We start from the raw sequence: 20,538 nt of genomic DNA on the forward strand, positions 1-20,538 counted from the left end.
ACAGGCGATGAGCTACTACTTCGAGGTCTCCGGTGAAACCGTCTGGGATCCGGCCCTGCGCATCGCGAAGTGGTACATCGCGCTCGCCGAGAGCACGGCGGAGCTGATGCGGCTGCCGACCGGTCTCACACCGTCCGAGCAGGACACCTGCGAGATCGACCCCAAGCTCTTCCGGGGGTTCGTCGAGGGTCTGTACGAGGTCTACTTCTCGACCCGCCACCCGGTGCAACACGGCCTGATCAAGGGGTTGTTGCTCAGCTCTCTGGTGGTTCTGGAGCGTACGGGAACGGTCATCCACCCGAAGTCCGAGAAAGAGAAACCGCTGTGGGAGGAGAAGCAGGTGCTTGCGCGGTCGATGTAGGCGGCGTACCGCACCGGTGGTGCCGGCCGCGGGCCGTAGGCGTCGTGATTGGGTCCCTGGGCCCATGCGCGGGCGCGAACACGGTTGTTAGCGTGCGGCGACGGGACGGCTTCTCAGCAGCAAGGCGTGGGACGGGGCAGGGATGAGGCAGCGTACGGCAGCGGTGGCAGCGGTGGCAGCGGCCCTGGCCCTCGCGATCGGGCTCACCGCCGGCTGCGGCGGGGAGGGCGGCGACGGCGGCACCGCCGACAAGCCCCGGCAGAAGAAGCCCGCTACCGCGACGACCGCCACCGAGACGCCCGCTACCGCGACGCCCGCCCCTGCGACGCCCACGCCCGCCGATCCCGCGCGGCCTGCCGCCACGCCCCCGAAGTCCCTCCCTCAAGCGCAGTTGGACAAGGCCATCCTGGCCAAGGGCGATGTCCCCGGCTTCAATGTCGCGCCCATGGACGCCCCACCGCCCCAGGGCGAGAGTGCCGACAGGGCCGAGTGCGCCCCGCTCACCGCCGTCATCAACGGCAAGCCCGAGCCCGTCGCCCAGGCTTCCGCGTACCGCCAGCTCACCGGTGCCAAGAACAACCGTCCAGCGGTCTCGGAATTCCTCACCACCCACGGCGTGCGGGGCGCCACGACCGCGCTCAGCCGACTGCGCGCCGCCGTCCAGGCGTGCGAGCGGGGCTTCAAGGCGAGCGGCGGCGAAGGGCCGTCGACGTACCGGGGCACCAAGGCGCTGCCGGTCGCCGCGCAGGTGGGGGACGACGCGTTCGCCTACCAGGTCACCGGCGACTACGAGGGCGAGCCGGTGCCTCTCGTCTTCCACGTCGTACGCTCCGGCGGCACGCTGGCCACCTTCTACACCGCCAACCTCGAAGGGCCGCGGACGCCACAGATCCCGCCCGCCCTGCTCACCGCCCAGGCGGACAAGCTCACCAGGCTCGAGTAGCGGTCGCAATACTCAGCTGTACGCCCGGGCGCACGCCCCAGCCCGCCATCGCCCCGGCCTCCGCCTCCAGCACATGCCGTGCCCGCAGCCGCGGCCTGCCGAGCCGGCCCGGCTTCATCGTCTGGACGTCGACGACCCTCAACTCCCGGTCCAGATACGCCACATCGATGGTGAAGCGCATCCGGAAGGTGTGCACGCTGTTGCACGGGGTGAGCAGGATCGCGCCCTCGATCCCGTCCCGCCCCAGCAGCCCGCGGCGCCGAGGCCCGTACGTAGCCGCGATCTCCACCTGCAATGACCCTTCAGCCAACGAGGCGTCAGCCAACGTCATGTCAGTCGGCGTCGCGTCAGTCAGCGCCGCGTCGGCGATCCGCAACGTCCCTGTGCCGTTGTGCCATTGACGCCGTCGACCCATGGCCGTAGACGGTAGCGTCCGGCCCACGCCCGTGGGCCCCGGATCACCAGGATTGGGCCCCAGGGCCCATGACCGCCCCCGCGGTCCCCCTTACGCTCGCTGCCGTGTACGCCACGCTGATCGCCGTCGCCGCCCTCTGGGGTTCCGCCACGGGGCTGCTCGTCCCGCGCGCCGCGTACCGCCTCTCCGTCGAGCCGGAGGAGGCGTGGCGCGAGAGCTGCCGCGCCGGGCACGCGTTCACGGGGCCCGCGCAGGGCTGGCTCGGCGGCGCGTGTGCGGACTGCGCCACGGCCGTTCCGGCCCGGAAGGCAGCAGGGCCCGCGGCGACCCGGGACACCGAAGCACCCGCACCGCGTCTCGTCCCCCTCGTCACCGCCATCGGCTGCGCCGCCCTCGCCGCCGCCACCGGGCCGCGCCCCGAGCTCGCCGTCTGGCTGCTGCTCACGCCCTTCGCCGTACTGCTCGCCCTCGTGGACCGCAACGTTCACCGCCTGCCGGACCAGCTGACCCTGCCCCTCGCCGCCGCGGCCGCCGCACTCCTCGGGCTCGCCGCGCTGCTCCCCGGCACCGCGGGCTCCTGGCCCGCGGCGCTGCTCGGCGGACTCGCCCTCGGCGCCGCCTACTTCGTGCTCTTCCTCATCCACCCGAACGGCATGGGCTTCGGCGACGTCAAACTCGCCCTCTCGCTGGGCGTCGTCCTCGGTTGGTACGGCTGGGCGGTGCTCTTCGCCGGTGCCTTCGCCGGCTTTCTGCTCGGCTCGGTGTACGGACTCGGGCTCATCGTCCTGCGTCGTGCCGGCCGCAAGACCGCGATCCCGTTCGGGCCTTTCATGATCGCGGGGGCGCTTGCGGGACTGCTGCTCGGCGGCCTTGTAGCGTCTCGCTTCTGATACCCCTTCCATGCGTTGTGGCCGCTGTCTGGCCCAGGGGACAGGGAAGTTGGACGTGCGGGTGTGCTGGGCGTTCCCCTGTTCTCCAACCACCCGCCGCGTCAACCTTCGCAGCATGTGGGGACAAGGCCGCGGCTCACGCTTCTGCCCGGGCTGCGTCGCCAACACCCAGTGACGATGGCAGATCCGGGGGTGACTGGCCGTCAGCTTCAGCGTTCGGGGGCGTCGGCCCTGGCTGTCACCTTGATCACGAGCTTCTTCGCCCTATGCGGAACTGTAATGTGCCGCGCCACAACCCCTCCCGCCCCCCGCGTGTCAGTTCTGTGCGCGGATAACGGAATCCGCGCCTCAGGTCTCGTGGGGGGACCCTTTGGAAACGCAGGACACACAGGCGCTGGAGCCCGCGCAGGAGCTCGCGGCGTTGCCGGTGCCGACAGCGGTCCCGGTCCCGGTCCCGGCCCCGGAGCCGGAAGCGGAGGGCGAGCCCGTGAGCCGACCCGCCCGTCGCCGTGGCCGCACCGCGCTGATCGTCGCCGCTGCCGCCGTCATCGGCCTCGTCGGCGGTACGGCCGTCGGCTACGGAGTGCAGGCCGACCGCGAGCCCACGCCGTTGCCCGCGCTGAGCCAGTCGGATCTGGCGTACCCGGCGAAGCCGCTCCCGGAGAACAAGCGCCCGGCGCCGCTGTCCGCCGGCGAGGACCGCAAGGTCAAGACGGACGGCGATCTGCGCAGGCTGTTGCTCGCCAAGCCGTCGGATGCCCGCAAGACCGACATGTGGTCGGGAGACGCCGGCTGGGTGGACACGGCGAGCTACGTCCTCCACTTCGAGAGCGAGGCCTACATGTTCGAGACTCTCGTGGAGTCGGACATCCGCCGGGTCGCTGCGGTCGCCTGGCAGCAGGGAGAGTTCAAGAAGACGAACATCAGGTTCGTCCAGTTCCGCTCGCGCGAGGGCGCCAGGGACCACTCGGAGGGCCAGCACGACTACATGCCGGAGGTCGAGGACGGCGCGGGCAACGAGGGCGACGCGCTGAAGGGCAGCGGGAACGGGCGGTACTACCTCTACAAGGTCCAGGAGAAGGCGGGTTATCTGCCGCTTTACCGGGCCCGTGCCATCTTCCAGCGCGGCGACATCATGGTCGACATCAACATCTTCGACACCAAGCGCATCAGCAAAAGCGACATCCGCACCCTGGCCGAGCGACAGCTGGAGCGCCTGTGAACGAGGACCGGACACCCCAAGACCAGCTCGCCGAGCCGGTCGCTGAGCCCGAGGCCCAGTCCGTGCCGGAGCCCCAGGCCCAGCCGGTCGCGGCAGCTGACGCCCGGCCGGTCGCGGAAGCCGACGTCCCGCAGCCCGTGCCGGAGCCGGAGGCCCAGCCCGTCGCGGAGCCCGAGGTCGCGCCCGTACGCAAGGCCGCCCGCGTGCGCCGCCTCCTCGCCACCGTGCTTCCCTCCGTGCTCGTCCTCGGCGCCGTCGCCGGCGGACTCACCTACACCGGGCTCACCGTCGACCGTGCCGACCGCACCGCCCCGACCACCACATGGGGCCCGTCCGATGACGACCCGGCCGAGGACCCGGCGAGCAACGCCGGGCGCGGCCGGGCAGCGACGCCGCTCAGCAAGCTGCTGCTGCCGGTACCGCTCGGCTACCGCCTCGGCCCGGACATCGCGTCGTACGGAAACGACGGCGAGATCGGGGACAAGGAGGCCGTCGCCCTCATCAAGGAGGGAGGCCGTGGTCTGTCCGGCAAGAAGCGCCGCGACTTGGAGAAGCGGATCGACAAGCTGGGCGTCAAGGGCATCGCCCTGCGTTCGTTCGCCTCGGACGCGAACGACCTCGTCGTCGAGGTGCAGATCACGCAGATGAAGGACAAGAAGCGGATCCACGATCTGTTCGAGCTCAGGACGGAGCTGGCCGAGCTGCTCGAGTTCCGCAAGGGCCCGAAAATCAAGGATCACAAGAAGTCCGCCTGCTTCCTCTTGCCTCAGGGCAACGCGGACGGGGAGGACAAGGGCAAGCCCGACCTGGAGTCGATGGCCTGCTCGGCATTCGACTCCGAGCTGTTCGTGAGCGTCACCGCGTACGGCAGCAAGCCGTTCGACAAGTCCACCGTCGCCGAGCTGGTGAAGAAGCAGCTCGACCACATCGCGTCACCTGGGGAGTACGTATGACCGAGCCGACCACGGAAACGGCACCCGTGCTCCCGATGTCGGAGGCGCCACCCGCCGTTCCCGCCGTTCCCGCCGAGCCCGCCGAGCCCGCCGGCCCGGAAGCCCCCGCTGCCCTCGTCCCCGCCCCCGTACGCGATCGCCCGGTCCTGCGGGCCGTGGCCCGCTGGACCGTCGCGGTGCTCGTCTGCGGCGGCCTCGGCGCAGGGACCGCCATGGGCATCACGTCGATGGAGCGCACGGACGTCCCGGGACTCACCACCGAGAGCGACGGCCGCTGGGACTATCCGAAGCTGTCGCTGCTCGCGCTCCCGAAGGACACCCCGCGCCCCTTCACCGAAGGGAACAGGGAAGAGATCCATTACGCCGACGAGCGGAAACTCCTGCTGCCCGCGCCGGCGACGGCGACCGTCGACAAGAAGCTCAACGGCGGTTGGGTGACGTCGAAGCAGTTCACCGCCGAGTACGAGGAGGGGAAGCGGGCCGAGCTTGAGCTCGCGCTCAAGGACTACGCGGTGCGGCACATCGCGGCCCGCGGCTGGACCATGCCCGACGGCACGGCTTCCCGGGTGTATCTACTCCAGTTCGACTCGGCCGCCTCCGCGGACTCGTTCAATGACGACGAGATCCGTACCGGCGCGAAGCCCGGAGCCGCGCTGGCCGGCACGGCCGGGTTCAAGCTCGACCCCGCCTGGGACACCTCGGGCAACGTCCTGCCGACCGCGACGTACGTCTACCTGGAGAACGCGCCCGCAGGCGCGGAAGAGACCCGCCAGGCCTATGTCGTCGCGGGCGACACCCTCGCCCTGATCGTCCAGTCCCGAAAGGGCAAGGCCCACGCGGTCCCCTTCCACCAGACCGTCGTGCTGCAGAACCAACTGCTGAGCTGACCTCGCAGAGAGGGCCGGGCCACCGCCCACCAAGCTCAGGTCCGGCCCGTTCTGCCACCACTGCGCGTCTTGATCTTCAGCCCTGCCCGCCTTCAACACCGCGGGCGGCTACGCACATGGCGGTCTCCTCGCCGAGGGGGCGCACAGCTCCCTGCTCAGCACCATTGCCTTCGCCCCGCTCGACGCACTGCGCCCCGACATCAAAGCCATGACCGTGATCCTGGTCTTCGCCCCGTCCGCGCTGTTCGCCCTGCGCTCGCCGCTCGCGCTCCTCGCCCTGCCCACGCTCGCCTGGCGCATGGTGTCGCAGAACGGTTTCCACTGGGGCACCTCCTTCCACTACAGCGCCGTACTACCTGTCCTCATTGTCACTCCCGTAAGATGGTGTACTGGCGAAAAGGTAAGTGTTGGACGCGCACACCTGAGGAGTTGTCTGGTGGACAAGGTCAAGCCTTCCTACACCTGCGGTCTCGACGCCGCCGTGGACGTCGTCGGCGGGAAGTGGAAGGCGCTCATTCTCTGGGCGCTGCACGACGGGACGTACCGCTTCGGGGAACTGAAGCGCCACGTGAGCGGCGTCAGCGAGAAGATGCTCATCCAGCAGCTGCGAGAGCTGGAGGCGGACGGCATCGTGCACCGCGAGGTGTACCGGGAGGTCCCGCCGCGCGTCGAGTACTCCCTCACCGAGCTCGGGCAGGCGCTCAATGCCGCCCTGCTGCCGCTCGGCGAGTGGGGCGACACCTTCATGGAGCGGATCGTCGCCAACAAGACGAAGGAACCGGTGGCCTGACGAGGTGCCGGAAGGGCCCTGGACGTCAATCCGGCGCACGCCCCCGGGGGTCACCCTTGGGGGGTACGGCTCCGGGCAGCCGCGAGGCCGGTACCAGGCGTTTTCCGCTCCGGGCCACCGGCCACCCCGCCGTCTGCCGCATTCGGAGCGTAGTTACGGCATGGCGTGGCACTCCGCACCACTTACGAAGGGTTATGGTGGAAACCCCCCCTCGGGCCGGTCCGTATCCCCCCCACGGACCGGCCCGTTTTCTCTTCACCGGCCTTGCATCAGCTCCGCCCGGCCCAGATGTTGGTGCCCTCGGTGTCCACGGCGAAGGCGTCGATCTCGTTCAACTCGTCCGCGCTCAGCGGCTGTCCGGCCAGCGTCGCGACGTTCTCCTCGAGCTGCTGCACGCTTGAGGCGCCGATCAGCGCGGAGGTCATCCGCGGGTCCCGCAGCACCCAGGCGATCGCCAGCTGGGCGAGCGACTGGCCGCGCCGGGCGGCGATGTCGTTCAGCCCGTTCAGCCGCCGTACGACCTCCTCGGAGAGCAGGCCCGGGTCCAGGGACTTGCCCTGTGTGGCCCGCGAGCCCTCCGGGATGCCCTTGAGGTACTTGCCGGTGAGCAGGCCCTGTGCGAGCGGCACGAAGGAGATGCAGCCCATGCCGGCGCTCTCCAGCGTGTCGAGCAGTCCGTCGTCCTCGATCCAGCGGTTGATCATCGAGTACGAGGGCTGGTGGATGAGGGCCGGGACGCCCATCTCCTTCAGCAGCCGGGCCGCCTCTGCGGTCTGCTCCGCGTTGTACGACGACACGCCCACGTACAGCGCCTTGCCCTGCCGCACGGCGGAGGCCAGCGCGCCCATCGTCTCCTCGAGCGGAGTGTCCGGGTCGAAGCGGTGGGAGTAGAAGATGTCGACGTAGTCGAGCCCCATCCGCTTCAGGGACGCGTCGAGCGAGGACAGCAGGTACTTCCGCGAGCTCCACTCGCCGTAGGGGCCGGGGTGCATGAGATAGCCCGCTTTGGTCGAAATGACCAGTTCATCGCGGTACGGGGTGAAGTCCTGTGCGAAGATCTTGCCGAAATTGAGCTCGGCCGAACCGGGCGGCGGTCCGTAGTTGTTCGCCAGGTCGAAGTGCGTCACGCCCAGATCGAAGGCGCGGCGCAGGATCGCGCGCTGGGAGTCGAGCGTGCGGTCGTCGCCGAAGTTGTGCCAGAGGCCGAGCGAGAGTGCGGGGAGCTTGAGCCCGGAGTGGCCGGTACGCCGGTACTCCATCGACTCGTAGCGGCCCTCTGCGGCTCGGTAGGAGGAGGAATCAGTCACGCATCCCTCCCTATCACGGACTTGTGACAGGCCGGGTTGGGCCGCCGTGGCCCGTGCGCAGTACTGTGGCGGCTTCGGGGACTGCCGCACGGAGGGTATGGAGAACAGTGAACGTGCGCGACCTGGTGTACGGGCTCTACGCACGCCGGGTGGAAGGCCGACTCGACCACGCCCAGGTGCCCAAGCACATCGGCGTGATCCTCGACGGCAACCGGCGCTGGGCCAAGGCGTCGGGCGGCACGACCGAGCAGGGCCACAAGGCCGGCGCGAGCAAGATCCAGGAGCTCCTCGGCTGGTGCGCCGAGACCGATGTCGAGGTCGTCACCCTCTGGCTGCTGTCCACGGACAATCTGGACCGCCCCGAGGAGGAGCTCATCCCGCTCCTCGGCATCATCGAGAACGCGGTCCGCGACCTCGCCGCCGACGGCCGCTGGCGTGTGCACCACGTCGGCACGCTGGACCTGCTGCCCGCCCGCACCCAGTCCGTACTGAAGGAAGCCGAGCAGGCGACCGTGGGACGGGACGGCATACTCGTGAACGTCGCCGTGGGCTACGGGGGCCGCCAGGAGATCGCGGCAGCCGTGCGCTCCCTTCTCCTGGAGCACGCCGACAAGGGCACGAGCTTCGAGGAGCTCGCCGAGATCGTCGACGTCGAGCACATCTCCGAGCACCTCTACACCCGCGGCCAGCCCGACCCGGACCTGGTCATCCGCACCAGCGGCGAGCAGCGTCTGTCCGGATTCATGCTCTGGCAGAGCGCCCACTCGGAGTACTACTTCTGCGAAGTTTTCTGGCCGGCCTTCCGCAAGGTCGACTTCCTCCGCGCGCTGCGCGACTACGCCGCTCGCCACCGCCGCTACGGCAATTGAGGCACCCCGGCCCCACCCTTCCGTAGCCCTCAGCAGAGGCAATCACCCTCTGTTCATCTACGCGTCGTCATATGCCATGGCATGGCTGCGCATGTTCGAGGGAATATCCCTTGCAGGTCGACGTCCGATCCACGAACGTCGTATCTCAGTGAGCGGCCCAGTCCGTTCACCCGGGAGGCCCTTTGCACACGAAGGACCGCACCCCTTGTGCGGACTACGGGGAGGGCCGGAGCTCGGCCCCTGCATCGTGGCCAGAGCCCGGTCCCATCGCCCGCGACGCCGTCGCACCCCGACCTCATTCGAGGGGGTACGTCCTTCCGTGGTGAACAGCACAAAGCGCCGCATGCCCGACAGGCGCACCTACGTTCTCGACACCAGCGTCCTGCTGGCCGATCCGAATGCCCTGACCCGCTTCGACGAGCACGAAGTCGTGCTCCCGATCGTGGTGATCACGGAGCTGGAGGCCAAGAGGCACCACCCGGAGCTCGGTTACTTCGCCCGGCAGGCGCTGCGCCTGCTGGACGACTTCCGGATCCGCTACGGACGCCTCGACGCCCCCATCCCCATGGGCGACCTCGGCGGCACGCTCCGTGTCGAGCTCAACCACTCCGATCCCGGCGTCCTTCCGGCCGGCTTCCGATTGGGGGACAACGACTCACGGATTTTGGCGGTAGCGCGCAATCTGCAGGCCGAGGGGTACGACGTCACGGTCGTCTCCAAGGATCTGCCCCTTCGTATCAAGGCCTCGTCCGTCGGCCTGCTGGCCGAGGAGTACCGGGCCGAGCTGGCCATCACCGACTCCGGCTGGACCGGTATGGCCGAACTGCCCCTCTCCGCCGAACAGGTGGATCTGCTGTACGGAGAGGAGACGCTCTACGTCCCCGAGGCGACCGACCTTCCCGTCCATACGGGTCTCGTCCTGCAGTCCGAGCGGGGCAAGGCGCTGGGCAGGATCACGGCCGAGGGCAATGTCCAGCTGGTGCGCGGCGACCGGGAGGCCTTCGGCATCCACGGCCGCAGCGCCGAGCAGCGCATCGCCCTCGATCTGCTCCTCGACCCGGACGTCGGCATCGTCTCGCTGGGCGGCCGGGCCGGCACCGGAAAGTCGGCGCTGGCACTGTGCGCCGGCCTCGAGGCGGTCCTGGAGCGCAGGCAGCATCAGAAGGTGATGGTCTTCCGGCCGCTGTACGCGGTGGGCGGGCAGGAGCTCGGCTATCTGCCCGGCACCGAGGCCGAGAAGATGAGCCCCTGGGCACAGGCGGTCTTCGACACCCTCTCGGCCGTGGCGGGCCGTGAAGTCATCGAGGAGGTGCTGGGGCGCGGCATGCTCGAGGTCCTGCCGCTCACCCACATCCGTGGACGCTCGCTGCACGACGCGTTCGTCATCGTCGACGAGGCCCAGTCCCTGGAGCGGAACGTCCTGTTGACCGTTCTGTCCCGAATCGGGGCGAATTCCCGGGTCGTTCTGACTCATGACGTGGCACAGCGGGACAATCTGCGCGTAGGTCGATATGACGGAGTCGTCGCCGTTGTCGAGAAGTTGAAGGGGCATCCGCTTTTCGCGCACGTCACCCTCACCCGCTCCGAGCGCTCGCAGATCGCCGCGCTCGTGACCGAAATGCTGGAGGAAGGCCACATCTAGTACGGAATAAGGCAGTTGACGCCGCCCGGCGGGGGCGCAAGAGCGTAGCCGGGCGGCGTCTTGCTGTCCGCCAGTTTCCGTAAAACTCCTGGCCCAAACGGGGTGTGAGCTTTCACACGCAACGAAGAATTGCCTTGCGGCGTCGGCTTCCGGCAGAGTCTTGCTTCCGTCAGGCCCCGCATACGGCACACCAGCACCACCCGGTGCACAGCACCACACAACTCAAGAACTGCCGTCGTATGCCGCCCGCGAGCATCATGGGCTGCTCCCGCAAGGGAGTTGCCCACCGGGCCCGCGCCTCCCGTGACCCAGACAATGGAGGCCAGCGCCAGGGGCAAGATTGCGCTCGCGAGGTCACCTATGCGGGCGATGCTGGAAGGACACCGTGTGAGCCGGATCTCGGTCCGGGGATTCGCAGTGGCATCTGCCACCGCGGTCACCACCGTCGGCGCCGTAGTGGGCGTTGCGTCGGGCAATGCCCAGCCCTCGGGGGACAACCTCGAGGCAACGGCAGCCGATGCGACACTCCTCGCAGACATACCCGTGGGCCAGCAGGCCCAGGTTCAGGTCTCGTCCCTGACGCAGCAGGCCGACGCACAGGCCGCCGCGGCCGACGCGGCCGCGAAGAAGTCTGCCGAGGAAGCCGCCCGCATCCAGGCCGCCAAGACCGCCAAGGCGAAGAAGGAAGCCGCCGAGGACGAGGCCGAGCGCGAGCGGGAGGCCGCGGAGGCACGCGCCAACCGCGACTCCGCGCGCGACGCGACGAGCTTCGCCACGCAGAGCTCCTACACCGTCGCCGAGGTCAAGGCGATCGCACGACAGATGGTCCCCGCCGACCAGTTCCAGTGCTTCAGCAACATCGTGGACCACGAGTCCACCTGGAACTACCGTGCGCAGAACCCGTCTTCCGGCGCCTACGGTCTCGTCCAGGCACTGCCGGGCTCGAAGATGGCCTCGGCCGGCGACGACTGGCAGACCAACCCGGCCACCCAGATCAAGTGGGGCCTCAACTACATGAACAGCCGCTACGACAGCCCCTGTGGCGCGTGGTCGTTCTGGCAGGCCAACCACTGGTACTAGGATCTGCCGGCACTCAACTTCACGGAGCCCCCCACCGTCCTACGGTGGGGGGCTCCGTGCGTGTACGGTCGGTCCCGGACAACTCCCGGGGGAGCGGTAGGGGGAAGAGGAAACACCATGTCGACACTGCCAGGATGGCTCGCCGGGCTGGGCGCCGGTCTGACCCGGATCTCGGAGCGCCTGGACGAGCGCCGTGAGGCCGCGGCGGACGACGTGTCCGATGTGCCCGACGCCGCCGTGCCCTCCCCGGACACCGTCCCGCCGCCGCCCGCGTACGCGCCCTCGATCGCGGCCAGGCCCGACCCGGTCGCCGCGATCCCCTGGGGCATCCGGGTGGCTGCCGAGGCCGGCTGGCGGCTGCTCGTACTGGCAGGCACGCTCTGGGTGTTGATGCGCGTCATCAGCGCCGTGCAGCTGGTGGTCCTCGCCTTCGTCGCCGCGCTGCTCGTCACCGCGATGCTCCAGCCCACCGTGGCCAGGCTGAAGAGGCTCGGCCTGCCGCGCGGGCTCGCCACCGCGGTCACCGCGATCGCCGGCTTCGTCATCATGGGCCTGGTCGGCTGGTTCGTGGTCTGGCAGGTCATGGACAACCTCGACAATCTCTCCGACCGGGTCAGGGACGGTATCGAGGAGCTCAAGCGCTGGCTGCTTGACAGCCCCTTCCATGTCACCGAGTCCCAGATCAACGACATAGCGAAGAACCTCAGCGACACCATCGGGACCAACACCGAGGAGATCACCTCGGCCGGTCTGCAGGGTGTGACGGTGATGGTCGAGATACTCACCGGCATTCTGCTGGCGATGTTCTCCACGCTCTTCCTGCTGTACGACGGGAAGCGCATCTGGCACTGGGTGCTCAAGCTGGTTCCCGAGCAGGCGCGTGAGGGAGTCGCCGGAGCCGGGCCGCGTGCCTGGCGCACGCTGACGGCCTATGTGCGCGGCACGGTGATAGTGGCCCTCATCGACGCCATCTTCATCGGCCTCGGCATCTACTTCCTCGACGTCCCGATGGCTGTGCCGCTCGCCGTCTTCATCTTCCTGTTCGCCTTCATCCCGCTGGTCGGCGCGGTCGTCTCTGGCGCGCTCGCGGTCGTCGTCGCGCTGGTCACCCAGGGCGTGTTCACCGCGCTGATGGTGCTGATCGTCGTCCTCGCCGTACAGCAGCTCGAGGGCCATGTGCTGCAGCCCTTCATCCTGGGCCGCGCGGTGCGGGTGCATCCGCTCGCCGTCGTCCTCGCCGTCGCGGCGGGCGGGCTGACCGCCGGGATCGGCGGCGCGGTGGTGGCGGTGCCGCTGGTGGCGGTGACCAACACGGTCGTCGGCTATCTGCGGGCGTACGGCAAGGAACAGGCCGCCCTGCGGAGCACCCCGCCGCCCGCCGCGCCCGCGGTCGAGGCGGCGCCTGCTCCGACGTCCGTCCCGGCGCCCGCGACCGCCCCGGTCGCGGAGGACGGCGTGTGATCTCCGAACCGGAGCTGGTCGGCGAAGAACGGCCGTTCGGCGACGCGGAGCTTCCCGGGCCGCGGGAGGGTGAGCCGGCCGCGGCCGAGACGGTCTCGGACGGTGACGGTGTCCCCGCCCGGCGTCCGCGCCCGGCGTGGCAGTGGGCGCTCGGCAGCGCGCTGGTCGCCTCCGTGGTGTGGGCGGGCGGACTGTACGCGTACGAGACGCGGGACCCGGACCTCGGCGGGTACCGGACAAGCCGCAACCTGTGCACGGAGACCGGGCTCAAGGCGCTGTCCACCGCGATCGGCAAGGTGGAGTCCCGGACGCCTGCGGGGCGGGAGCACAAGGCCCTCTCCATGGCGAGCTGCTATGTCAGCCTGCAGCCTGCGAAGGCGCCGGAGCCGGCCAAGGACGGTGGCTACGAGGTCTCGCCCCCGGGTGTCTCCCTCAGCTACATGCTGCACAAGAGGACCGACCCGGGGCCGGAGTTCGAGGCGGTCCTCGGGGTGTGGACGGTGTACGGCGACGATGAGATCAAGCTGGAGCCGGTCGACGGACTCGGTGAGCGTGCCTACTTCGTCGTGGGCGAGGCGAACGACGATGTGCCGTCCCTCCATGTGCTGGACGGCCAAGCCGTGTTCACCCTCGAAGTCTCGCCCGGCGGGCCGAGCGGTCCTGACGACGAGACCCCTCCGCCGGATCTGTCGGGGATCAGGCCTTTCATGATCGAGGACATGAAGGCGCTGATGGCCAAGGTGCAGAGCTGAACTCTCGCGGACGGCTCGATGAAAGTCGTCCGATCCGGTTCGAAAAAGAGCGGATGCTGGCTAGCGTCCGCTCTTATGAAACACATACGCACAGCGGCCGGGCTCTGTCTCGCGCTGCTGTTCCTTGTGCTGGGCATCGGCGCCCAGCCCGCTCTGGCGCATGTCTCGCCGGAACACGCCGAACTCGTCGTGGCCACCGGTGACAACGTCACCAGTGGCCGTCTCATCGTGCACCGCGACGTGGTGTCCCCCGAGACAGCCGGCGCCTGGGCGTCCGGGCTGCTGTCGGCGGGCTGCCCGGCCACCGGTTCGGGCGTGCCCGGCGACGCCGGCGGTGTCCCCGGCGGTGTCGTGATCGAACTGGCGTGGAGCTGCCACATCGACGCGCTCGACCTGAGCACGCTCCTCGAGAAGGGCGGACTGACCCAGGTCGTCGTCGAGTTCGACGGCACCACGGTCGACGCCTCCGCGGCCACGCCCCTCGTCGACGCCGAGGGCGCGCACGCCCGGCCGGCGTTCCCCTGGCTCACCGTCGCGCTCGTAGCGGCGGCCGCAGTCGTGCTCGTGCTCGCCGCCCGGCGACTGCCGTCCCTGGTACGAGGGCTGCGCACAAGCCGTCGCTTCCAGCTTGCCACCGCAGGAGCCGTAGCCCTGTCCTGCCTCGCGCCCCAGGCCGCGTTCGCCGACGACGCGGCACCGGCCACCGTCACCGTCGAGGGCACCGTCTTCAAGGACCGCAACGGCAACGGCAAGCGGGACAAGGGCGAGCGGGCCATGCCCGGCGTCGACGTCACCGACGGCGCCGCGTGGACGACGACCCGCGCGGACGGCACGTACACCTTGGACATCGACCCCGCCCGGCGCGAGACCGACCTCGTCAGCATCGTCTCGCCCGACGGATACACCCCCGCCCTGCGCAAGGACTACATCCCCGAGTTCTTCCACAAGGTCCCAGAGACCGGTGGCAGCGGGATCGACTTCGCGCTCGTGCCGGACCGCAACGCCTCGGATCCCACCGAGAAGTGGGTCATGAACTCCGACTCCGAGGTCGGCAACCGCACGGACGCCGAAGCCCGTACGGCCCTGCCGCAGTGGACCGGCCAGGTCGAGGCGATGTCCGAGGTCGACGGCGCGACGATGCAGATCGCGACCGGGGACCTTACCGTCACGGACTACGCGGAAGAGCCGCGCCGCCAGGGCGGGTACGACCTCTTCAGCAAGGGCCTGGAGCAGGGGCGGCTCGGCCACCCCTTCTACCCCGTGATGGGCAACCACGACTTCGGCGGCACGGCCACCTCCAAGGGCTACGCAGGCAGCCTGGAGTACTACCGCCGCAACCTCGCACCCGAGTGGTACAGCTTCGACCGCAACGGCCGCCACATCGTCGTACTCGAGGACAACTACGACGCGAGCGGGCTCAAGCCGCAGCTGGAGTGGCTGCGCAGGGACCTGGCCCAGCACGCGGTCGGCAAGCAGGTGTTCGTCTTCGCGCACCGCTCGCTGTTCACCCAGTGGGGCCCGGGCGCGGGCATGCAGCCGACCATCGACGAGCTGGCCAAGTACGACGTACGGATGGTCGCCGCAGGCCACAACCAGCAGGCCGAGTTCCGGCGCGGTGCCTTCAAGCGTTCCGTGGAGATCAACAACCAGGGCACGTACGGCATCGACGGCGCCCGCCCCGACTACAAGGTCCTCGACTTCAGCAACATCACCGACGATCCCCGCACGAGCCGTGACGAGGACACCGGCCATGTGACCGGCATCCACCGGCAGTTCGACATCGACGACGATTCCGCGCTGGTCAGCCCCGCGCAGGGCAGCGTGCACGGCGCCAGGGCCGGAGTCCCGGTCGAGGTGTACGCCGAGGACGACGGCCGTACGCCCGCGAAGGCCACGCTGACCGTACGGGACGGCCGAGGCCATGTCGTGAAGCGCGACAGCGTGCGATTCGGCAAGGGCGCCGCCAGGACCGGCATCGAGAACTGCTACACCCCGTCAGGCGGCACGCCCGAACCCTGTCCCGACGCGCGCGGCGCCTGGACCCGGGCGAGCGGGGCGCTGCAGGGGCTGCGGCCCGGCACGTACACCGCCGAGACGACCGCGTACGACACCCGGGGCAAGAAGTTCCCGGTGGTCAGGAACTCCTTCGAGGTCGTACGCGACGCCGAGCTCGCCCAGCCGGAGACCGGACAGGACTGGCTGCGGCAGGGCGGTGACGAGGCCGGACGGTCCGCGAGCGGCGACGAGCCGGGTGCTCGGCTGGATCTCGCATGGGCACGGCACACCGGCGAACAGTTCAATCTGAACGGCTCGGTGGTCGCGGACGGGAAACTGATCGTCTCGTCCCGGGCCTTCGACTCGCCGTACAGCATGATGCTCGCGTATGACATCGCATCCGGCCGCGAGGTCTGGCGCACCTACCTGGACGGCGACGCCGAATCGGCGCCGACGCTCCATGGCGGCAAGGTCTATCTGACGACCGGCGTCGGACGGATCTACGCGCTCGACGCGGCCAGTGGCCGTATCGCCTGGCAGTCGATCGACCGCGAGGAGGCCCACGGGGACACCGTGCGCCGTTACGGTCGCGCGGGCGGACCGGTCAGCGTCTTCGGCCTCTCCGGCCAGGACCGCACGGTCGCCGTCTACCAGGACGCGAACACGATCCGCTGCCGGGACGCCGCGACCGGCGGGCTGCTCCCCGGCGGATTCGGGGCCGCGTTCTCCTGGGGGCAGGCCCACAGCACGGCCATCCGCGAGCCCGGCTCCAACACCGCTTATCTGCACTCCATGTCGAGCAACACCGTCATCGCGATGGACCTCGCGAGCTGCAAGCAGCTGTGGGTCAAGGACACCGCCGGCGGCATCGACAGCCACTCGTCCCCGGTGCTGACACAGCCGGCCGCGGGGCCGGCGAAGCTGGTCACTTTCACGGCGTACGGCACCCGCGGTCACGACCCGAAAACGGGCGCTGTGACCTGGGAGTCCAAGCTGGGCGGCGGCAGCACCTGCGAGCCGGGGCGCGCGCCGCTCACCAGCCCGGCGGTGAGGGGAGACATCGCGTATGTCGCGGGCCGCGACGGTGTCGTACGCGCCTACGACACCAGCGCGGCCGATCCGTCGAAGCCGGTGTGGGAGACCAAGGCCGGACATCTGCCGGGCGAGAGCCCGCTGGACGACCCGTGGCGGGTCGCAATGGGCTGCACGGCGGGCGACGGTTCGCCGACGATGCATCCGCTGGTCACAAAGTCTCTTGTGTACGTGGGCACTTGGGACGGGCGCGTGCTGGTCCTGGACCGGGCGAACGGCCGGCAACTCGCCTCGTACAACCTCGGCGCGGGCGTCGCTTCGGCGCTCTCGGTCAGCGGTGACTATGTCTTCGCCCTGACGGACGACGGCACGGTCCACGCGCTGGCCGCGCGCCGGGACTGAGGCGCACGCTGTGCGATCACTCCGTACCGGGGTGCTGTTCTTCCTGGTGGCCGTCCCCGCGCTGCTCTTCGGCGGCGCGGGGACGGCCGAGGCGCACCCCTTCGGCACACCGCCGGTCGTCAAGGTCGAGGCCGCGGGTGCGGCGGTCGACGCGACCTGGTCCGCGCAGGACGACGATGTCGCCGTCCTGACGAAGGAGTCCGGCGGTGACGTCGCCGGCTATCTGCGCACGCACATCGCCGTACGTCAGGGCGGGGCCGCGTGCCGGGTCGACCGGGCGGACGGCATGAAGCTCCGCTTCGTCTGCCCGCGGCCGGTGGACCGGATCAGCCTGACGGTCACGGCGCTGACCGACATCGACGCCGCGTACCGCACGCTTTCTGTGACGGACACGGGCAGCGGCGGCCTTCACACGGCGAAGTCCCCTACGCGTACGGTGGCGTTGCTCTCGGGCGGAACGGCTGACGCGCCCTCACCGGGCGCCGCCTGGACCACCGACCTCCCCTCCCTCCTGGGCGACGGCCCGGCGCTCCCGCTGGCGCTCCTGGTCTCGGCGGCCGTGGGCGCGCTGCACGCGTGCGCCCCCGGCCACGGCAAGTCGCTGGCCGCCGGGTATCTCGTGGGCGGCCGTGGCAGACCTCGGGACGCGGTCTGGCTCGGCGGCATCGTGGCCGTGATGCACACGCTCTCGGTCGCGGTCCTGGCCGTCGGCTGGTGGCTGGCGGCGAAGAGCACGCCGGACATGGCGGCGCTGACGGGGTGGCTGCAGCTTGTCGCGGCGCTGGTGGTGGCGGGCGTGGGCGTGAGCCTGTTGCGGAGGCATCTGCGCCACCGCAAGCACGCATCGGCACATGACCACGGGCACAGCCACGACCACGATCACGCGCATGACCACGGACACGCGCATGACCACGGACACGCGCATGACCACGGGCACAGCCATCACATTCCGGACGCCCCGTCCCTGCTCACCTGGCGAGGCCTGGTGCTCCTCGGCGCGTCGGGCGGACTGCTGCCCTCGCCGTCCGCATTCCTGGTGCTGCTGACCGGGCTGCTCACCGGCGAGGTCGGCATCGCCCTTGCGATGGTGGCCTCCTTCGGCGCCGGTATGGCCCTGACGCTCGCCGGCGTCGGCCTGATCGTGCTGCGCGGCCGTGACGCGCTGCTGGACCGCGTCTCCCGCTCCCCGGCCCTGCGCATGTGGACCCTGAGGGTCCCGCTGTTCGCGGCCTCGGCGGTGGTGGCCGGAGGCGCGGTGGCCTCGGCGCTGGCGGCGGGCCAACTCCTTGCACCGTAGAGCCCGTCCACGACAAGGCGCCCCGTCCGGCTCGCAGCCGGGCGGGGCGCCCTTGTCATACCGCGGGACTCAGTCCGCGAGCACCGCTTCCGCGTCCAGCGTCGTGCCCACGGCCTGGATCACCGCGGCGATCTTGAAGGCCTCCTGGATCGTCTCGCGGTCCACGCCGGCCTTCCGGAGCACCTGCTCGTGCGAGTCGAGGCACTGGCCACAGCCGTTGATGGCGGAGACGGCGAGCGACCACAGCTCGAAGTCGACCTTCTCCACGCCCGGGTTGCCGATGACGTTCATCCGCAGACCGGCGCGCAGCGTCCCGTACTCCGGGTCCGACAGCAGATGCCGGGTCCGGTAGAAGACGTTGTTCATCGCCATGACCGCGGCGGCGGACTTGGCGGCGGTGTACGCCTCCGGGGAGAGGGCGGCCTTGGCCTCGGGCTCCAGCTCGCGCAGCACCTTCGGCGAGCGCGAGGCGATCGCGCAGGCCAGGACGGTGCCCCAGAGCTGCTGCTGCGGCAGCTCGCTGTTGCCGATCACCGAACCGAGGTTCAGCTTCAGGTCCTTGGCGTAGTCCGGTACCGAAGCCTTGAGTTCATCGAGAGACATATCGGATCACTCGCCCGACAGCAGCGCGACCGGGTCAAGGGTGTTCTCGCCCTTGGTCCAGTTGCACGGGCACAGCTCGTCGGTCTGCAGGGCGTCGAGCACCCGCAGGACCTCCTTGGGGTTACGGCCGACGGAGCCGGCGGTCACCATGGTGAACTGGATCTCGTTGTTCGGGTCGACGATGAAGACGGCGCGCTGCGCGAAGCCGTCCTCGCCCTCGATTCCGAGGTCGCGCATCAGCTCGTGCTTGGAGTCGGCCATCATCGGGAAGGGCAGGTCGCGCAGGTCGGCGTGGGCCTTGCGCCAAGCGTGGTGGACGAACTCGGAGTCGCCCGAGAAGCCGAGGATCTGGGCGTCACGGTCGGCGAACTCGTCGTTCAGCTTGCCGAAGGCCGCTATCTCGGTGGGGCAGACGAAGGTGAAGTCCTTGGGCCACGCGAAGACGACCTTCCACTTGCCCTCGTAGGACTTGTGGGTGATCTCCGCGAACTCCTTGCCACTCTCCATCGAGACGCAGGCAGTCAGTTCGAACGTGGGGAACTGGTCACCGACAGTGAGCACGCGCTCTCCTTGCATTTAGGAAGTCCTTTTTGAGGTCTTCCAGGGGTTGGACGGATCTTGATACTGGCACAGAGTGCATTGATCACGGAAATAGCTAGACTCGGTCATCGTGATCGGAGGTACCTATCAGTGTCACAGGCAAACAGGGGTAAACAGCCCAGCCTCGCCCAGTTGCGCGCCTTCACCGCCGTCGCCGAGCATCTGCACTTCCGGGACGCGGCAACAGCAATCGGGATGAGTCAGCCGGCGCTCTCCGGTGCCGTATCGGCGCTGGAGGAGGCACTCGGTGTCCAGCTCCTGGAGCGTACGACCCGCAAGGTGCTGCTCTCCCCGGCCGGAGAGCGGCTCGCGCTGCGGGCCAAGGCGGTGCTGGACGCGGTCGGAGAGCTGCTGGAGGAGGCCGACGCGGTACGGGCCCCCTTCACCGGGGTCCTGCGGCTCGGCGTGATTCCCACTGTCGCGCCCTATCTGCTGCCGACGGTGCTGCGGCTGGTGCACGACGCTTACCCCGACCTCGACCTCCAGGTCCACGAGGAGCAGACGTCGTCGCTGCTGGACGGGCTGGCAGGCGGGCGGCTCGATCTGCTGCTGCTCGCCGTGCCGCTCGGAGTGCCGGGCGTCACCGAGCTGCCGCTCTTCGACGAGGACTTCGTCCTGGTCACGCCCGACGACCACTGGCTGGGCGGCCGCCAGGACATCCCGCGCGAGGCGCTGCGCGAGCTGCGTCTGCTGCTGCTCGACGAGGGCCACTGCCTGCGTGACCAGGCACTGGACATCTGCCGGGAGGCGGGCCGTACCGAAGGCGCCCCGGTGACCACCACCGCCGCCGGTCTGTCGACCCTGGTGCAGCTGGTGGCGGGCGGGCTCGGCGTGACGCTGCTGCCGCGCACCGCGGTCGAGGTGGAGACCGGCCGGGGCGGGCGGCTGCAGACCGGGTACTTCGCCGATCCGGCCCCCGCTCGCCGGATCGCCCTGGCGATGCGCGCGGGTGCGGCACGCCAGGGCGAGTTCGAGGAGTTCGCACAGGCACTGCGGGACGCGATGCGCGCACTGCCCGTACGAGTCCTCGGCTGAGA

General features: G+C 69.7%; 19 protein-coding genes. 15 read left to right on the top strand and 4 right to left on the bottom strand.

All coding sequences use genetic code 11. The features are described 5' to 3' along the window. Positions 1–7 precede the first annotated feature (7 nt). Positions 8–361, top strand: coding sequence for a DUF6086 family protein (locus ACFYWY_RS28395; RefSeq protein WP_389190950.1), 354 nt, complete (start codon positions 8–10; stop codon positions 359–361). A 142-nt stretch (positions 362–503) separates the two neighbouring features. Next, a complete protein-coding gene (locus ACFYWY_RS28400) occupies positions 504–1,304 on the top strand; it encodes a hypothetical protein (protein ID WP_389190952.1) in 801 nt (266 codons plus the stop codon). Here the strand turns inward: ACFYWY_RS28400 and ACFYWY_RS28405 are convergent. Then, positions 1,288–1,635 carry a DUF192 domain-containing protein gene (locus ACFYWY_RS28405; protein ID WP_389191124.1) on the bottom strand — a complete coding sequence of 116 codons (348 nt, stop codon included), beginning with the start codon at positions 1,633–1,635 and terminating at the stop codon, positions 1,288–1,290. The genes ACFYWY_RS28400 and ACFYWY_RS28405 overlap by 17 nt on opposite strands. A 152-nt stretch (positions 1,636–1,787) precedes the next feature. Here ACFYWY_RS28405 and ACFYWY_RS28410 point away from each other — a divergent pair, with 152 nt between their 5' ends. The 5 genes from ACFYWY_RS28410 to ACFYWY_RS28430 all read left to right on the top strand — a co-directional run bounded on the left by ACFYWY_RS28410 (position 1,788) and on the right by ACFYWY_RS28430 (position 6,461). After that, on the top strand, positions 1,788–2,609 hold the full coding sequence (locus tag ACFYWY_RS28410; protein ID WP_389190954.1) for a prepilin peptidase: 822 nt from the start codon (positions 1,788–1,790) through the stop codon (positions 2,607–2,609). A gap of 370 nt (positions 2,610–2,979) precedes the next feature. Next, complete coding sequence (locus ACFYWY_RS28415; protein WP_389190956.1) at positions 2,980–3,831, top strand: hypothetical protein; 852 nt, start codon at positions 2,980–2,982, stop codon at positions 3,829–3,831. Beyond that, a complete protein-coding gene (locus ACFYWY_RS28420) occupies positions 3,828–4,784 on the top strand; it encodes a hypothetical protein (protein WP_389190958.1) in 957 nt (318 codons plus the stop codon). Before ACFYWY_RS28415 ends, ACFYWY_RS28420 begins: the two co-directional genes overlap by 4 nt. After that, positions 4,781–5,671: a hypothetical protein gene (locus tag ACFYWY_RS28425; RefSeq protein ID WP_389190960.1), complete on the top strand. Its 891-nt coding sequence runs from the start codon at positions 4,781–4,783 to the stop codon at positions 5,669–5,671. Before ACFYWY_RS28420 ends, ACFYWY_RS28425 begins: the two co-directional genes overlap by 4 nt. A gap of 208 nt (positions 5,672–5,879) precedes the next feature. Beyond that, positions 5,880–6,461: a winged helix-turn-helix transcriptional regulator gene (locus ACFYWY_RS28430; protein WP_389190962.1), complete on the top strand. Its 582-nt coding sequence runs from the start codon at positions 5,880–5,882 to the stop codon at positions 6,459–6,461. Positions 6,462–6,730: 269 nt separating this feature from the next. Here ACFYWY_RS28430 and mgrA read toward each other — a convergent pair whose 3' ends face one another. After that, positions 6,731–7,768 carry an L-glyceraldehyde 3-phosphate reductase gene (gene mgrA / locus ACFYWY_RS28435; protein ID WP_389190964.1) on the bottom strand — a complete coding sequence of 346 codons (1,038 nt, stop codon included), beginning with the start codon at positions 7,766–7,768 and terminating at the stop codon, positions 6,731–6,733. 107 nt (positions 7,769–7,875) lie between these two features. Here mgrA and ACFYWY_RS28440 point away from each other — a divergent pair, with 107 nt between their 5' ends. From ACFYWY_RS28440 to ACFYWY_RS28470, 7 genes are all read left to right on the top strand, one after another. Further along, entirely contained in the window at positions 7,876–8,637 is a 762-nt protein-coding gene (locus ACFYWY_RS28440; protein ID WP_389190966.1) for an isoprenyl transferase, read from the top strand. Positions 8,638–8,956: 319 nt separating this feature from the next. Then, positions 8,957–10,279, top strand: a complete 1,323-nt coding sequence (locus ACFYWY_RS28445; RefSeq protein WP_307661384.1) for a PhoH family protein — start codon at positions 8,957–8,959, stop codon at positions 10,277–10,279. A 369-nt stretch (positions 10,280–10,648) separates the two neighbouring features. Next, positions 10,649–11,359 carry a transglycosylase SLT domain-containing protein gene (locus ACFYWY_RS28450; protein WP_389190968.1) on the top strand — a complete coding sequence of 237 codons (711 nt, stop codon included), beginning with the start codon at positions 10,649–10,651 and terminating at the stop codon, positions 11,357–11,359. A 117-nt stretch (positions 11,360–11,476) separates the two neighbouring features. Then, entirely contained in the window at positions 11,477–12,820 is a 1,344-nt protein-coding gene (locus ACFYWY_RS28455; RefSeq protein ID WP_389190970.1) for an AI-2E family transporter, read from the top strand. After that, positions 12,817–13,572, top strand: a complete 756-nt coding sequence (locus tag ACFYWY_RS28460) for a hypothetical protein (RefSeq protein WP_389190972.1) — start codon at positions 12,817–12,819, stop codon at positions 13,570–13,572. The genes ACFYWY_RS28455 and ACFYWY_RS28460 overlap by 4 nt, the downstream gene beginning before the upstream one ends. 75 nt (positions 13,573–13,647) lie before the next feature. Continuing rightward, on the top strand, positions 13,648–17,001 hold the full coding sequence (locus ACFYWY_RS28465) for a PQQ-binding-like beta-propeller repeat protein (protein WP_389190974.1): 3,354 nt from the start codon (positions 13,648–13,650) through the stop codon (positions 16,999–17,001). 10 nt (positions 17,002–17,011) lie between these two features. Continuing rightward, entirely contained in the window at positions 17,012–18,298 is a 1,287-nt protein-coding gene (locus ACFYWY_RS28470; protein WP_389190975.1) for a hypothetical protein, read from the top strand. Positions 18,299–18,367: 69 nt separating this feature from the next. Here ACFYWY_RS28470 and ACFYWY_RS28475 read toward each other — a convergent pair whose 3' ends face one another. Together ACFYWY_RS28475 and ACFYWY_RS28480 are read right to left on the bottom strand one after the other, a co-directional pair. Next, entirely contained in the window at positions 18,368–18,901 is a 534-nt protein-coding gene (locus tag ACFYWY_RS28475) for an alkyl hydroperoxide reductase (RefSeq protein ID WP_389190977.1), read from the bottom strand. A 6-nt stretch (positions 18,902–18,907) separates the two neighbouring features. Beyond that, complete coding sequence (locus ACFYWY_RS28480; protein WP_389190979.1) at positions 18,908–19,462, bottom strand: peroxiredoxin; 555 nt, start codon at positions 19,460–19,462, stop codon at positions 18,908–18,910. Between the two features lie 129 nt (positions 19,463–19,591). Here ACFYWY_RS28480 and ACFYWY_RS28485 point away from each other — a divergent pair, with 129 nt between their 5' ends. After that, positions 19,592–20,536, top strand: coding sequence for a LysR substrate-binding domain-containing protein (locus ACFYWY_RS28485; RefSeq protein WP_389190981.1), 945 nt, complete (start codon positions 19,592–19,594; stop codon positions 20,534–20,536). The last annotated feature ends 2 nt before the right edge of the window (positions 20,537–20,538 follow it).

It is taken from the genome of Streptomyces sp. NPDC002870 (assembly GCF_042888505.1).
GTDB lineage: Bacteria > Actinomycetota > Actinomycetes > Streptomycetales > Streptomycetaceae > Streptomyces.